The organism is Actinospica robiniae DSM 44927, from assembly GCF_000504285.1.
In the GTDB taxonomy this organism is placed as follows: domain Bacteria; phylum Actinomycetota; class Actinomycetes; order Streptomycetales; family Catenulisporaceae; genus Actinospica; species Actinospica robiniae.
Genome location: NZ_KI632511.1, coordinates 3176852 through 3191417 on the forward strand (window position 1 = coordinate 3176852; position 14566 = coordinate 3191417).

A 14566-nucleotide genomic window follows, 5' to 3' on the forward strand; every position below is an offset into this window, starting at 1 on the left:
CTGTCAACAGCAAATCCGACGGCGCTGAGTCCGACATTCGTGAACAGCGCGCGGTACGCTGGGCGCATGACGGACCACACCGAGGTGACCGCCGCCCAGATCGCCCGCATCGCCGGCGTCGGCCGGGCGGCGGTGAGCAACTGGCGCAAGCGGCACGCGGACTTTCCGGCGCCGGTCGGGGGCAGCGAGACGAGCCCGACGTTCTCGCTGCGCGCCGTGGAAGACTGGCTGCGCGCCGAGGGGAAGCTCAGCGAGACCCCGGCCGACGAACTGCTGTGGCGTGCCGTCGACGCCGCGGGCGGCACTGCGGACGCCACCCGCGCCGTGCTCACCGGGCTCGGCCGCGCGCTGGCCGGCGCCCCCAGCTCACCCGCGGAGCAGACGCTCGACCCCGAACTCGTCGCTCAGGCCTCGAAGCTGGCCGAAGCCGACGGCCGGGGCGAGGTCTTCGAGCGCCTGCAGGACCGGTACGTCACCACGTATATGCGCAATCGGGACGCCGGGAACGTCGGCGAGCCGCTGGCCCGCCTCATGGCCGGCCTCTCCGCCCCGCCGCGCGCGTCCGCGTCCTCGCCGCCGGCTCACGTCTACGACCCCTGCTGCGGCATCGGATCCCTCCTCGCCGCCGCCGCACGGCAGGGCTCGACTTCACTCACCGGGCAGGCCGCCGAACCGAACCTCGTTCCCCTCGCGACCACCCGCCTCATGCTGCTCGCGGACGGCCTCGACATCGACATCCAGCCCGGCGACGCGCTGCTCGCCGACACGCACGCCGGTCTCGCCGCCGACGCAGTGCTCTGCCAACCCCCCACCGCCCAGCGCGAGTGGGGCTTCGACGACCTCTCCTATGACCCGCGGTGGGAGTACGGCATGCCGCCGCGCGCGGAGCCGGAGCTCGCCTGGGTCCAGCACGCCCTCGCCCGCCTGCGCCCGGGCGGAATCGCCGTGGTCCTCCTCCCCCCTGGCGTCGCCGTGCGCCGCCCGGGCCGCCGGATCCGGGCCGAGCTGCTCCGCCGGGGCGCGCTGCGCGGCGTCATCGGTCTGCCCGCGGCCTGGGCCGCGCCGTACGGCGCTCCGCCGCATATCTGGATACTGCGACGTCCCGATCTCGCGAGCCCTGCGCCGAACCGGCTGCTGTTCATCGACCAGTCCGCGCCGGTCGACGTCGCAGCCCTCGGAGATACCGTGGAGCGTATCGTCGAAGCCTGGCACGCCTTCGAGCACTCGCCGGACACGGCCGCGGTCGAACCCGGGTTCAGTGCCGTCCTTCCGGTCATCGAGCTGCTCGACGACCTCGTCGATCTCAGCCCGGGCCGCCACGTCCCGCACCCGGAGACCGGCCTGGGGCGAGTGGATCTGCTCGCGAGCCGGGCGACCGTGCAGAGCGTCCTCGCCCAGCTCGGCGCGTTACTGCCGGAGCTGGGACCGGATCCGTCGCCGAGCCTGCCCTGGCCGATGACGACGCTCGGCGACCTGGCTCGGACCCAGGCTCTTGAGATCCTGGCCGAGGCCGCCATCGCACCGGGAGACGTCCTCGTGCCGGTCCTCGGCGGAGCTATGGGCCAGGCCGTCGTCGTCGGCGACGGAGATCCGCTCGTCGGGACCGCGACCGGGCGGGGAACGGTGGCCCTGCGCACGGACAAGGGCGTGCTCGACCCCTGGTTCGTGGCCGGCTTCCTGCGCAGCGACGCCGCCGCGCGGCAAGCCGTGAGCCACGCGTCCTCGACGAGCCGGATGGACATCCGCAAGGCTCCGCTGCCGCGGCTGCCGCTTTCTCGCCAGCGCTCCTATGCCGCCGCGTTCCAGCGGATCGTGGAGTTCAGCGATTCGCTGCGCCTCGTCGCGGATCTCGGCGAGCGGTTCGCCCGGGAGATCACGAATGCCCTTGTCGAAGGCACCGCTCTGCCTGCTGAATGACTCGTAAGACTCCTATGCTGTTCCGGTGAGAATCGTGATGCGTCGTGTGCTGTGGACGCTCGTGCCGATCGGGTCGCTCGGACTGCTCGGCTGGGTGCCCCCGCTGCGGATAGCGTTCAGAAGGAAGAACGCCACGGCCTGGCTGTGGTTCGCCGGGTCCGCCGCGGCGTTCGTGCTCGTCATCGTGCTGACGAGCACCGTGCGCGTATCAGATGTCGATAACACGCCGCCGACCTGGGTCGGCCTCGTCGAGATCCTCAACATCATCTTCACCGCTCTCTACACGGCCGTCGCCAGCAAGGCGCTGACCCCGAAGCCCAAGCCGGCGCCGGTGCCGCCGGCCGCGTGGGACGTGCCCGGCCGCGGTTACGGCTACGGCTACGGCTACGGCTACGCACCCGCACCCGCACCCGCACCCGCCGCGGGGTACGGCTACGGCGGGTATCCGGCGCCGCCGCAGGCCTATCCGACCGCGCCGCCGGTCGCCGAGCCGTCGTCCGCCCGGCCGAACGACGTCGCCGCCGAGGTCCAGGCCGAGCTGCGGGAACTGCGCGACCTGCTCGGCGAGTCGGCCGCCCGGGCGCGCGAGGGCCGCGACGTGCGGGGTGAACAGTGAGGCAGGGCCGTGTGATCGCCGGCCGGTACCGGCTCGACGTCCCGCTCGGGCGGGGCGGGATGGGCGAGGTCTGGCGCGCGTACGACGAGCGCCTCGACCGGCACGTGGCGGTCAAGATCATCCTCGCTTCGGCCCCGGCCGGCCAGAACCCGGGCGCGGAACTGGCCGCGCGCTTCTCCCGCGAGTGCCGCGCGCTGGCCCGGATCGACCACCCCGGCGTGGTCGCCATCCACGACGCGGGCCGCGACCCCGACCGCGCCGGCGGCGAGCTCTACCTGGTCATGCAGCGCATCGACGGCATGAGCGTGGCGGACTTCATCGCCGAGAACGACCGGATACCGTGGTGGCAGGCGGCCGCGCTCGGCGCCCAGATCGCCACGATCCTGGCCGCCGTGCACGCGATCCCGGTGGTCCACCGGGACCTGAAGCCGAGCAACGTCATGCTGCGCCCGGACGGGACCGCGGTGCTGCTGGATCTGGGCATCGCAGCGGTCTTCGATCCGGACCTCAGCAGGCTGACACGGACCGGCGAGTCGCTCGGCAGCCCCGGATACATGGCGCCGGAACAGGCCACCTCCGGTCTCGCCGGGCCGCACAGCGACCTCTACGCCCTGGGCTGCGTCCTGCACGAAGTGCTGACCGGCCACCCCGTCTTCAGCGCGCCGACGCCGTACGCCCTGTTCGCCAAGCACGCCGGCGAAGCGCCCACCCCGGTCCGTGTGCTGCGCCCGGACGTGCCGGAGGCGTTGGAAGCTCTGATCCTGGAACTGCTGGCCAAGCAGCCCGAATCGCGCCCGGCCTCGGCCCGTATCGTCTACCAGCGCCTGACCGCGCTGCTGCCCCCGCCCCGGCCGGATGCCGCGCAGGCGGAGCACCCGTTCGACCCGCTGCGTCCGTTCCACACCCCACTCGCCCCGCCGCCGGGGGCCGGCGGCCCCAGCACCCCGTTCGTCGCACCGGAAGCGTCCGAGCGGCCGGAGATCGACCTGTTCGCGGCGCTCGCCGAAGCCGAAGAGCTGATCGGCGCGGGCAAGTACGCCCCGGCCGTGCACATCCTCGGCGCCGCGCTCGACGCGGCCCGGCGCCAGCACGACCCGCACGGCCCGGTGGTGCGCTCGCTGCGCAAGCAGTATGCCAGGATCCTGATGCTCGACGGACAGGTCCGCCCGGCCCGCAGCGAGTTCCTGCACCTGGCCCAGGCCGCGGCCGCGAACCACGGCGCGGCCAGCGCGGAGGCGCTCGGCTACCGCTTCCTCGCCGCGCAGTGCCTCGAGCAGGCCGGCGAGATCTCGGACGCGCTGGCCGAATACCAGGCGATCCTGCCGGCGTACGCGGCGCTGGTGAACCACGACCCGGGCAAGGCCCTGTCGGTGCGCGACCGCATCGGCAAACTGCTGATCGCCACCGGCCGCGCACGCGAGGCCTGGCCGGTCCTGCTCGGCCTGCTCCAGGACCAGGAACGCACCCTCGGCCCGCAGCATCCGGAGACGCGCGCGCTGCGCTCGCGGCTGGACCAGCTCGGCTCCGCGACCACCGCGGTGGCTCGGACCGGTCGGACCCTGGGCGCCCGGACCGGTCGGAACGGGGAGTAAAGGAGCTAGGAGAGGCTGGAGCGCAGCGCCTGCACTCGGGCGAGCGCCGCGTCGAACGCCGTCGGCTCGAGCTGCCCGGTGGTGTACGCGCGCAGCCGGCTGACCACACCGGCTATCTGCGACGCGCTGGATATGTTCTCCCCGAAGAAGATCACCCCGGCGCACTGGCCGGCCTCGATGGCGGTGAGTAGCGCGGAGGGCACGGTCAGCCCCGGGTAGGAGTAGATGACGCGCTGGCCGGCCCACTGCAGGCTGCTCAAATTCGGCGTCGCCTTGCGAGGGCCGTACCCCTGCGCCCTCCGGAGGACGCTGACCAAGCCGATCCCGGAGACGCCCGCCAGCACGGTACGCCGGTGGGGAGGAAGGCGCGGCGCGCTCGGGCTCACGGACTCGACTGAGGTCTGGCCGGTCATGGCTCTCCGTCATGGCGCAGAAGCGGGTGCGAGGGCGAGCGCGCGGTGGGGTCGGGGGCCGGCGGTTTCGCAGTGTACTCATCGACTGAACGGCGGCAAGGAGGCGGCCGCGGTGGCGGGAGCCCGCCAGAGACTTGCGCGCCATGGGCGGGTACAGGGCAGGGTAGGGCGAGTGAAGACGCCCATACGCACGAGACGTCCGCTTGCCCTGTTCGCGCTGCTCACCGCCTGCATCCTGGCGGCTACCGGTTGCGCAGGCCCGGCCACCGGCGACGGCCACGCGCTGCTGCCCGCGGTCGCCACCTCCTCGGCGGCAGCGGCGAGCGCCGCGTCGGCGAATCAGAAGTCTGCCGCCGCGGCCACCTCCTCAGCGGTATCCGCAGCGGACGCGGACCCGCTGGCGGGCAGGACGATCGTGATCGATCCCGGCCACGACGGCGGCAACGCCGCGCACGCCTCCGAGATCGCGAAGCTCGTGCCCATGGGCTTCGGCAAGTCAAAGGCCTGTGACAACACCGGCACGAACGGCAACGACGGCTACCCGGAGCACGCCTTCACCTTCTCCGTCTCGCTCCTCGTGCAGCAGCTGCTGGAAGCCCACGGCGCGAAAGTGATCCTCACCCGCACCAACGACACCGGCGTCGGCCCCTGCGTGAACGTCCGCGCCGCCATCGGCAACAACGCCCACGCGGACGCCGCGATCTCCATCCACGGAGACGGCTTCGCCGCCTCCGGCCACGGCTTCCAGATCATCCGCGCCACGAAGTCCGCCGGCGGCGCGGCCAACGACGCCGCCTCCTACACCCTCTCCCAAGCGCTGCAAGCCACGTTCCTGTCGGAGTCCGGCCTCACGCCCTCGACCTACATCGGCACCGATGGCTTCGAGAAGCGCAGCGACCTGGCCGGCCTGAACCTCTCCACCGTGCCGAAGGTGCTGGTCGAGTGCGGAAACATGCGCAACGCCGGGGACATCGCCCTGATGCAGTCGGCCGCGGGCCGCGCCCGCATCGCGAAAGCGATCGCGGACGGGCTCATCGCGTACCTCACGAAGTAGGCGAAGCAACGGCCTTGAGCAGCAGATCGGGCCGGCGGCACCCGCGAAAGGAGTGCCACCGGCCCGGTCTGGCTTGCGGTCTAGGGCCTCGGGCGCCGCTTCCACGTCACTCCGCCGGGTCCCCTTCCAGCAGCTCCCGGCCGAGGTATTCGCCCGGCCGGCAGCCGGGCAGGATCGCGAACAGGCCGGACGCCTCGTGCCGAATGAAGGTGCTGAGACTGTCCACGCCGGCCAGCCGCTGCTGGATGACGGTGAAGCCGTTGGCCGGATCCGCCTGGAACGCAAGGAAGATCAGCCCGGCGTCCGGCGCGCCGTCGGAGCGGGGCCCGTCGTAGTAGTTGAACGCGCGGCGCAGGATCGTCGCGCCGTTGTTCGCCTGGGCGCTGGCCTGCCGGACGTGCGCGCCGGCCGGGATGGCCAGGGCGCCCGAGGGGGTGAACTTCCGGTAGTCCGGCTCAGTGAACTCGTCGCCGCCTGAGAGCGGCGCGCCGGTGAGCTTGTCCCGGCCGATCACCGCCTCCTGCCCGGCCCGGTCGAGGGTGTCCCAGTCGTCCAGCAGCATTCTGATCTTCCGGTAGACGAGGTAGCTGCCGCCGCGCATCCACGCCGGGTCGGCTGTCGCCGGTGCGTAGACGGTCTGGTCGAATGCGGCAGTACCCTGCTTCGGGTTGCCGGTGCCGTCGAGCTGCCCCATGAGGTTGCGCGGCGTCGAGGCCGGGCTGGGCATGCTCCCGGCGGCGTCGGCGAAGCCGTTCACCTGCCAGCGCAGCGTGCAGCACGTCGCCGCCGCACGCTGTAGCGCGCGCAGAGCGTGAGCCGCGACCAGTCCGTCGTTCGCGCCTACCAATACGCACAGGTCGCCGTCGGACGAGGCGGGCACGAGCGCGTCGTTGAGGAACTTCGGCAGCGGCGCCAGCTGATCAGGGATCTGATGGTTCAGTCCGAGCTTGGTCAGCAGCGACGCTCCGACTCCGACGGTCACACTCAGACCTGACGGGCCGCGCCCGTAGGTCATCGCGTCCTCGCCCGCGGTAAGCGAGCGGCCCGCCATCGTGGTGGCGGCGATCGCAGTCCACTGCTGAAGCAGGGCCTTGACTTGAGCGAGCGTCGCCCCGGAAGCCAGGTCGAAGGCCGTGAGCCAGCCGTGGGTCTGCGCTGGCGCCGCGATGCCCGGCTGGTGCGTGCCGTAGAACGTCAACTGCTCGTCGCCGACCAGAGCCGCGGAAGCGGGATCGGTGGCGCCATTGCCGGGTCCGAGCGCTGCGGCGCCCGCGCCCACTGCCACTCCGGCTGCCCCGACAGCGCCGGTGTAGGCGAATAGCCGGCGCCGCGAAAGCGTGCCTGGCTCAGCCATCCCGGCCCGCCAGGATGAGCGGGATGTCGTGAGTGATCTGGCCGACGGTCGCACCCGCGGTGTAGACGACGTAGGCCTTGCCCGCCGGGTCGAACGCGACCACCTCCGCGCCATGCGTGACGGTGTACCCGCCGTCCGCCTGCTTGACCGGCGCCTCGACGTCGATCCCCAGCGCCGACGCGCCCTTCTGGATCGTCGCGAAAGAACCGGTCAGGCCGATGAAGCCGAGGTTGTACTGGCCGAGCCAGGCCTTGAGCACGGCCGGAGTGTCGCGATCCGGGTCGGTGGAGACGAACACCACCTGGATCTTCGCCGTCTGCGCGGCCGGCAGGGCCCGGATAGCCGAGGCGAGCGTGGCCATCGTCGTCGGGCACACGTCCGGGCAGTGGGTGTAGCCGAAGTAGAGCAGCGTCAGCTTGCCCTCGGTGCCCTTGACCAGGTTGAACGAGGCGCCGTCCGCATCGGTGAGAGTCAGGTCCGGCTTGCTGTAGGGCTTCCCGAGCTGGATCCCGTCGAAAATCGAGCTCGGCGCGGAGTCCACGGTCAGCGCCGCGGAGTTCGCGCTCCCCGAGGACGAGGAGGAGCACGCCGCCAGAGTCCCGGTCAGCGCCAGAGCGGCCACCGCGCACAGCGTGCGGCGGGTGAGGACGGAGCGGTGCGGGATCGATCCCATGTCAGGTCCTTCGCTTCTCACGGTGATCACATTCCCGGCATATCGGTCATATCGGAGCCTCCTGAGGCCGGGTCGGAACCCGTCTGCGCGTCCGAGAGCAACGAGGTGATCGGGACGTCGACCTGGACCTTCCCGGCGTCCCGGAAGGTGAGGGTGAGCCGTACCGTGCCGCCCTGCTTGAGCGGCACCGCCGGGTCGGTGAGCATGACGTGGTAGCCACCGGGGCCGAGCGCGACCTCGGAGTTCCCGGGTATCGGCAGGCCGTCGGCGAGCGGGGTCATGCTCTCCGCGCCGCCGCTCGTCGACTCGGTCATCAGCGAGACCTGCGCGGAGGGCACGGACGTGGCCGAGAGCAGGACATCGGCCTGCGCGCTCGTGTCGGCGACGAGGAAGTAGACGGCGGCGACGTCCGGGGACGCGGGCTGGGGCAGGTACGCATCGGTGATCCGGATCGGACCGGCCGAAGCCGATCCGCGCGGCGACGGGCTCGCGCTCGCCGAAGCCGCGGCGGCTGCCGCGGCCGCCTTGGCGCCGGAATCCGACGACGTCGAAGAGCAGGCACACGCGGTGGCAAATGCCACCGCAGTGCAGGCGACCGCGGCCGAACCGCGGCGTGCCCGGGCGTCGAAGCGCACGGGCAGGGGGAAGCGGGGATGCGACATGGACGAATGGCTCCTGTGATCAGGGCATGAAGAAGGAAGGCGCGGGCGCGGCGAAGCCACGACGCGGCCGACTGCGGGCCAATGTGCCCGGCAGCCTTGTCACATGCTGAAAACGAGAACCGGCGGACCACGCCGGATTAGTGCGTGCACGAGGAGGCGTCGGGCTCTCGGCACTCGTGCGCCCGCAACGTTCGGGACGACGATTGTGAGGTCCGGCACCGGGCGCGCGCCGGCGACGCAGAAGACCAGCAGCGGCACGACGAAGCCCGCGAGCGCGCGCATCAACTGGAAGGTCGCGACCTCGCCTCGGCGCAGCCACCAGGCGCACAGCAGTCCGGCCGCCACGTGGACGCCGACCATGCCGGCCATGCCGAGCGCGGCCATCGACGGCATCGAGGCCATCGCCCCGCCGCCGCCCGAGCCACCGGATCCGCCCGGCACGCCGGTTGTGGCCGCGGCCACAGCTCGCATGCCGTCCATACCGTGGCCGCACAGCCAGTCCACGGCCGGAATCGGATGCGCCATCTTGATCCGCGACATATCCGGCGACCACGAGGTAGCAGAGGTGGTCGGCGTACTCGCGGCGGCACCCGCGGCGACGCTCGTCGTCGTGCGCTGCGCCGCGCTGAACAGCAGGTGCAGCCCGGCCTCACCGGCCAGCATCAGTCCCGCGATCGACGCGAACCCGCGCTGCCGGCCAGCTACGGCGTAGCCGACGCCGCCCACAGCGAGCACCGCGACGATCAGTGCCCACACAGCTATCGGCGTCCCCGACATCCACGCGTGTCCGGCCGCCGACACGCCGACGCACGCCGCGGCGAACACCGCGGCCCGCACCCCGCGCAACGATCGGCCGACCTTCATAGCCCGCCCATCCTCCCAAACCCCGCGCGCCAGCCCACCGGCGGGGCGTCGGCTCGCCGGTGGACGCACGCGCCCGCGTTCCTCGGACGGCGGTGCGGCCGACACGAAAGTTTCGGCTCTTTCTCCGTCACAGTGCGCTCGCCCACTACGGGGACCAGCCGTGCGTACGCCGGGCCGGGCGGCCCGGTTGACTTAACCGGTTAAACAAGTCACGGTGCGGACATACCTCGCAAACCCACAACCCGAGGAGCCCCGAATGACCCTCAAACGCGGTCTGCTCGCGATCGCCGCGGTCGGCAGCGTCCTGGCGGGCATGGTCACCGCCGCGACGCTGCCCGCCGCCGCGGTGGAGGCCGGATGCACGGTCTCGTACACGGTGCAGAGCCAGTGGCCCGGCGGATTCCAGGGCAACGTCGTGATCACCAACCTCGGCGACCCGCTCAGCAGCTGGACCCTGACCTGGTCCTTCGCAGCCGGGCAGACCGTCACGCAGTCCTGGGGCGCCACCGTCACCCAGGCCGGCGCGGCCGCCACCGCGGTCAACGCCAGCTACACCGCGAGCCTGCCCACCAACGGCACCCAGTCCTTCGGCTTCACCGGCACCTGGAACAACAGCAGCAACCCGATCACGACGGGCTTCCGCCTGGACGGCACCGTCTGCAACGGCGTCGTCTCGTCCGTCTCACCCACGCCGCAGCCTTCCGCCTCCGCGCTGGCCAACGTCAACACCGTCGGGCAGACCGAGACCGCCGGCAACTACGTCTCCTACGCCTGGCCCGGCATCTACTTCGAGGCCCGCTTCCACGGCACGGGCGTCGGCATCGTGCTCAACGACTCGGTCAACGACTACGACGTCTCGATCGACGGCGCCACCCCGGCTGAGATCGTCACGCCGGGGCAGACCACGTACTGGATCAACGGTCTGAGCAACGCCGACCACACCGTGCGGCTGGACAAGCGCACCGAAAGCCCGTGGCAGGTCGGCCAGTTCGGCGGCTTCGTGCCCGCCGCCGGCGGATCGATCCTGTCCAAGCCGGCCGCGCGCACCCGGCAGATCGAATTCATCGGCGACTCCTACACCGCCGGCTACGGCAACCAGGCCACTCAGCACGACTGCTCCACCATCGGCGGAGTGACCGCCAACTCCGACGCGGACGAGAGCTTCGGCGCGCTGACCGCCAAGAGCCTGAACGCCGACTACCAGATCAACGCCATGTCCGGCATGGGCATGGTGCGCAACTACAACGGCTCCAGCGCCGGCACCGACTTCCGCACGTACTACAACAGAACACTGGAAGCGGTCAACAACGACGTCTGGTACAACCCGGGCACCTGGCACCCGCAGCTGGTCGTGGTCGGCCTCGGCATCAACGACTTCTCCACCGCGCTCAACTCCGGTGAGGCGTGGAGCACGACCGCCCAGCTGGCCGCCGCGTACGAGTCGGCCTACCAGGGCTTCATCAACACCCTGCGCCAGCAGTACGGCCCCAACACCGTCATCGTGGTCAGCGCCACCGCGTTGTCCAACACCACGCTGTTCGCCCAGAGCGCCCAGCAGGTCGTCGCCAACCGCAACGCGATGGGCGACAAGAACGTGTACTACTGGTACTACGACGACCCGAGCCTGGACCACCTCGGCTGCGACTGGCACCCCTCCCTGCACGACGACAAGATCATCTCAGGGCTGCTCGACAACTTCATCAGTACCCTGCCGCTTTCCTGGTAGCCGCCGGGGCCGCGTGGCTTTCCACGCGGCCCCACCCGGGAGAGCGTTCCGCCCCTTCTCCGCCGGAAAAACCCTTGGACGTGCTCGCCGCCGTCACGCGACACTGAGACCTCTCTTATGGCGGTCAGCCGCTCAATCCTGCGACATGATGAGGAGGCGGCGTGATGGGTGTTTCCGAAGACGAGCTCGAAGAGAAGCCGGACAAGGGTTCGGTGATGCTCGCCGTCGGCTATTACCGGCGCGAACTGACGCGGATGTGGCGGATCGCGCTGCCGGCCATGTTGGGACCGGCCCTCGGCAACATCGGCCTCGGGTACATCGCGCCGTTGCTGGTCGCGCACCTGGTGACGCGGATCGCAGACAACTCCCACCTTTCTTTGGGCGCGGCGCTTCCCTATGTGCTCGGATTCTTCGGGATCCTGTTGCTCTCCGAGGTGATCTGGCGCATCGGCATGCACTTTCTCAACCGCCTCGACGCGCTCGGCATCGAGAACCTGTACGTGGTGGGACTGGACGAGCTGTTCTCGAAGGACTCGGCGTTCTTTCACGACAACTTCGCCGGATCGCTCACGAAGCGGGTCCTCAGCTTCGCCTCCCGATTCGAGCAGACCGCTGACACGCTCGTGTTCGAGGTCGTGGGCAACTTCGTCCCGCTGGCCTTCGGCTCGGTGGTGCTCTGGCATTACGACCCGTGGCTGGTGATCGGGCTGCTCGGGCTGCTCGCGGTCACGGCCGTCGCCGTGGTGCCGATCATCCGGCGCCGCCAAGCGCTGGTCAACCTGCGCGAAGCGGCCATCGCCCGGGTCGCGGGACACGTCGCGGACAGCCTGACGAACATGGACACCGTGCGCGCCTTCGCCGCCGAACGCCGGGAGGCCGCCGAGCACCGCTCCCGGGTCGCGCAGGCCAAGCGGCTCTCACTGCTCTCCTGGGACTACAGCAACCTGCGCGTCGACACCCTGATCGCGCCGATGTCGGCGCTGGCCAACGGTTTCGGCCTGCTGCTGGCGGTCGTGCTCGCCACCCGGGGCGAGGGAGTCGCGGCCATCGTGGTCGTCTTCTCCTACTTCTCGAACGCGACCCGGATCATGTTCGACTTCAGCCGGATCTACCGCAATCTGGAGAGCGCGCTGACCGAGGCCGCGCAGTTCACCGCGCTCGTGCGCACGCCCCCGACCGTCCTCGACCCGGTGACGCCGCAGCCGCTGCAGTCCCGCTCCGCCGAGGTCCGCTTCGAGCGGGTGAGTTTCAGCTACGGCGGCGGCGCGCCGCTGTTCGACGGACTCGATTTGGACGTGCCCAGCGGATCGAGGATCGGACTGGTCGGCCGCTCCGGCGGCGGAAAGAGCACGCTGACCCGGCTGCTGCTGCGGATGACCGACATCGACGGCGGCCGGATCCTGGTCGGCGGCCAGGACATCCGCGACCTGCGCCAAGCCGACCTGCGCGGCCAGATCGCGTACGTACCGCAGGACCCTGCGATGTTCCACCGGTCTCTGCGCGAGAACATCGCCTTCGCCCGCCCCGGCGCGACCGAGGCCGAGATCCACCGCGCCGCCGAGGCCGCGAACGTCGACGAGTTCGTCCGCGCCCTGCCGGACGGCTACGACACCATGGTCGGCGAACGCGGCGTGAAGCTCTCCGGCGGCCAACGCCAGCGCGTCGCCCTGGCCCGCGCCATCCTGCGCGACGCACCGATCCTGCTGCTCGACGAAGCCACCAGCGCCCTGGACTCCGAGAGCGAGCTCCTCGTCCAGGAAGCACTCTGGCGGTTGATGGAAGGCCGCACCGCCCTCGTGGTGGCGCACCGGCTGAGCACCGTCGCCGGCATGGACCAGCTCGTCGTCCTCGACCGCGGCCGGATCATCGAGCAGGGAACGCATCACGATCTGCTGGCCACCAAGGGCGCCTACGCGAAGCTCTGGCAGCACCAGTCCGGCGGCTTCCTCGCCGAAGCCCCCGCCGAGGTGGGCGCCTGAGCGTGCCCTACTGGTAGCCCTCCGGCCACTCGGTGGCGTGCTCGATGCCGTCGGAAGCCTTGGCCTGCGCGTACTTCTCGACCGCGAAGCTCGTGCCCCAACTGGGCCAGAACGAGAACTCGCCAGACTCCTTGTCCAGGATGATGACGCCGCCGCCCGGCTCGACGGGATAAAGCGGGATGCCGTCCTCACCGACCGGTGGGGGCGGCAGGACTTTGGAGATGGTGAAGCAGAAGCCGTAGTCGCCGTACACCAACCGGGCGCCCTCAGGCCGGATACCCACCTCGGACATGTGTAGGTAGCGCTCGACGAGCATTCGGGCTTGAGCAAGGCCGATGGGCGGGTGGCAGTCGGTGGGGTACGCCGGCATCTTCCTTCGCTCAGGCTCGGACACTCGGCCACATTACTGCGAATTGATGATCGGCTGAGTGCTCGTAGGTATGGAGCCTGTCGGGTCGGGGTGGTCGTCGTGGTGGGGGCGGCCGCTTCGCGTCGCCCGGTTCTCCTGTCCACCCACCCACCCGTTGCTTTTGCGCGGCGGCCTGCGGCTTCAAGATCTCGCCTCCGGCGCGGGCCCTTCCCTCGGAGAGAATGCCGGAGTCTGTGGGGTGCTGGCGTTGGCGGGGCGGGCTGAGGTCCGGGGTGGTCGGGTGCCGGGGGCGTGCTCTCTCCTCGGCCGGTCCCCGGAGGCAATCAGGAACCTGCCGGGAGCTCAAGCGGCGGCGACTTCCGCTCATGCTCGATCTTGCATCGCGCCGCTTGACCTCCCGGCAGAACCCTGATCGGGCTTCGCCTGCCCTGGACTTCCCCCCGGCAACCGGACACATCTTTGGTTGCTCAGGCTGCCAGGTTCAGGACCTGGCCGTAGCGCTGCCGTGCCTCGAGCGGGGTCAGATAGCCCCAGCCCGGGTACTTACGCAGCCGCTTGCGATTATAGAAGACCTCGATGTACTCGAACAGCGCAGCGCGCGCAGAGGCGCGGTCCGGCCATTCCCGCACACCGATCTCGGTTTTGATCAGGGCCCAGTGGCTCTCGGCGACCGCGTTGTCGTAGCACGACCCGGTCCGGCCCATCGATTGCCGATACCCGCATCGGGCAATCAGACCCCTGAATCCGGAGCCCGTATACTCCCCGCCCCGATCCGAATGAACCACGCACCCCGGCCGCAGCCGGCCACGCGCCCGGGCCATCTCCAGCGCCGCGCCGACCAGCGCCCCGTCGTGATGCTCGCCCATCGACCAGCCGATCACCTCCTTCGTCGCCAGATCCACCCAGCCGGCCAGATACAAAAACCCCTCACCCGTCGGGATACAGGTCACATCACCCACCAGCCGCTCCCCGGGAGCCCGCGCCGTGAAATCCCGGCCGATCAGATCCGGGGCGAACCGCGCGGCATGATCCTGCTTCGTCAAACACCGCCGCCCCCTGCGCCGGGTGAAACCCGCAATCGAGTGATCCCGCATCAGCCGCTCCACCCTCTTCCGGTTCACCCGATGACCACGCCGGACCAGCTCGGCATGCACCCGCGGCGAACCGTACGCACCGCGCGAACCGAGATGGATCAGCACGATCTCCGCCACCAGCAGCTCCTCGGCCCGCACCCGCGCCAGCCGGGCCGCAGCCGCGGCAACCCAGTCGTAGTACGCGTTCCTCGAAACCCCCAGCACCCCACACAGCAGCGTGACCGCATGATGCGCCTTCTCCGCACCGACAAA

At 70.7% G+C, this 14566-nt stretch carries 12 protein-coding genes and 1 pseudogene; 6 read left to right on the forward strand and 7 right to left on the reverse strand.

Going from position 1 to position 14566, the window contains the following annotated elements:
• Window positions 1-66 precede the first annotated feature (66 nt).
• Genes ACTRO_RS13630 through ACTRO_RS13640 form a run of 3 tightly spaced genes read left to right on the forward strand, consistent with a single transcriptional unit; the run spans window position 67 to window position 4125 of the window.
• Window positions 67-1917, forward strand: a complete 1851-nt coding sequence (locus ACTRO_RS13630) for an N-6 DNA methylase (RefSeq protein ID WP_034263485.1) — start codon at window positions 67-69, stop codon at window positions 1915-1917.
• Between the two features lie 25 nt (window positions 1918-1942).
• Entirely contained in the window at window positions 1943-2533 is a 591-nt protein-coding gene (locus ACTRO_RS13635) for a hypothetical protein (RefSeq protein WP_157436161.1), read from the forward strand.
• Between the two features lie 11 nt (window positions 2534-2544).
• Complete coding sequence (locus ACTRO_RS13640; protein WP_063627995.1) at window positions 2545-4125, forward strand: serine/threonine-protein kinase; 1581 nt, start codon at window positions 2545-2547, stop codon at window positions 4123-4125.
• A 5-nt stretch (window positions 4126-4130) separates the two neighbouring features.
• Here the strand turns inward: ACTRO_RS13640 and ACTRO_RS47190 are convergent, their stop codons facing one another.
• Window positions 4131-4385, reverse strand: a complete 255-nt coding sequence (locus tag ACTRO_RS47190; RefSeq protein WP_157436163.1) for a hypothetical protein — start codon at window positions 4383-4385, stop codon at window positions 4131-4133.
• Between the two features lie 325 nt (window positions 4386-4710).
• Between ACTRO_RS47190 and ACTRO_RS13650 the strand changes: the two genes are divergently transcribed.
• On the forward strand, window positions 4711-5592 hold the full coding sequence (locus ACTRO_RS13650) for an N-acetylmuramoyl-L-alanine amidase (protein WP_169739891.1): 882 nt from the start codon (window positions 4711-4713) through the stop codon (window positions 5590-5592).
• 106 nt (window positions 5593-5698) lie between these two features.
• On the opposite strand, the gene ACTRO_RS13655 is transcribed toward ACTRO_RS13650, so the two are convergent.
• From ACTRO_RS13655 to ACTRO_RS13670, 4 genes are all read right to left on the reverse strand, one after another.
• On the reverse strand, window positions 5699-6877 hold the full coding sequence (locus ACTRO_RS13655; protein WP_211244235.1) for a Dyp-type peroxidase: 1179 nt from the start codon (window positions 6875-6877) through the stop codon (window positions 5699-5701).
• A 61-nt stretch (window positions 6878-6938) separates the two neighbouring features.
• Window positions 6939-7619, reverse strand: a complete 681-nt coding sequence (locus ACTRO_RS13660; RefSeq protein ID WP_051450794.1) for an SCO family protein — start codon at window positions 7617-7619, stop codon at window positions 6939-6941.
• 26 nt (window positions 7620-7645) lie between these two features.
• Complete coding sequence (locus ACTRO_RS43285) at window positions 7646-8281, reverse strand: copper chaperone PCu(A)C (protein ID WP_051450795.1); 636 nt, start codon at window positions 8279-8281, stop codon at window positions 7646-7648.
• Window positions 8282-8380: 99 nt separating this feature from the next.
• Window positions 8381-9145 carry a hypothetical protein gene (locus tag ACTRO_RS13670; protein ID WP_034263493.1) on the reverse strand — a complete coding sequence of 255 codons (765 nt, stop codon included), beginning with the start codon at window positions 9143-9145 and terminating at the stop codon, window positions 8381-8383.
• Window positions 9146-9401: 256 nt separating this feature from the next.
• On the opposite strand from ACTRO_RS13670, the gene ACTRO_RS13675 reads away from it, so the two are divergent.
• Complete coding sequence (locus ACTRO_RS13675; protein ID WP_084316239.1) at window positions 9402-10871, forward strand: cellulose binding domain-containing protein; 1470 nt, start codon at window positions 9402-9404, stop codon at window positions 10869-10871.
• A 164-nt stretch (window positions 10872-11035) separates the two neighbouring features.
• Complete coding sequence (locus ACTRO_RS13680; protein ID WP_051450796.1) at window positions 11036-12850, forward strand: ABC transporter ATP-binding protein; 1815 nt, start codon at window positions 11036-11038, stop codon at window positions 12848-12850.
• Window positions 12851-12857: 7 nt separating this feature from the next.
• Here the strand turns inward: ACTRO_RS13680 and ACTRO_RS13685 are convergent, their stop codons facing one another.
• Together ACTRO_RS13685 and ACTRO_RS13690 are read right to left on the reverse strand one after the other, a co-directional pair.
• Window positions 12858-13244 carry a hypothetical protein gene (locus tag ACTRO_RS13685; protein WP_157436167.1) on the reverse strand — a complete coding sequence of 129 codons (387 nt, stop codon included), beginning with the start codon at window positions 13242-13244 and terminating at the stop codon, window positions 12858-12860.
• A gap of 443 nt (window positions 13245-13687) precedes the next feature.
• Window positions 13688-14560, reverse strand: a pseudogene (locus tag ACTRO_RS13690) (IS3 family transposase); the annotation flags it as partial.
• Window positions 14561-14566 lie beyond the last annotated feature (6 nt).

Coding starts and splice junctions, on each gene's coding strand:
- ACTRO_RS13630 (WP_034263485.1), top strand. CDS start 67: ATGACGGACCACACCGAGGTGACCGCCGCCCAGATCGCCCGCATCGCC.
- ACTRO_RS13660 (WP_051450794.1), bottom strand. CDS start 7,619: ATGGGATCGATCCCGCACCGCTCCGTCCTCACCCGCCGCACGCTGTGC.
- ACTRO_RS43285 (WP_051450795.1), bottom strand. CDS start 8,281: ATGTCGCATCCCCGCTTCCCCCTGCCCGTGCGCTTCGACGCCCGGGCA.
- ACTRO_RS13670 (WP_034263493.1), bottom strand. CDS start 9,145: ATGAAGGTCGGCCGATCGTTGCGCGGGGTGCGGGCCGCGGTGTTCGCC.
- ACTRO_RS13675 (WP_084316239.1), top strand. CDS start 9,402: ATGACCCTCAAACGCGGTCTGCTCGCGATCGCCGCGGTCGGCAGCGTC.
- ACTRO_RS13680 (WP_051450796.1), top strand. CDS start 11,036: ATGGGTGTTTCCGAAGACGAGCTCGAAGAGAAGCCGGACAAGGGTTCG.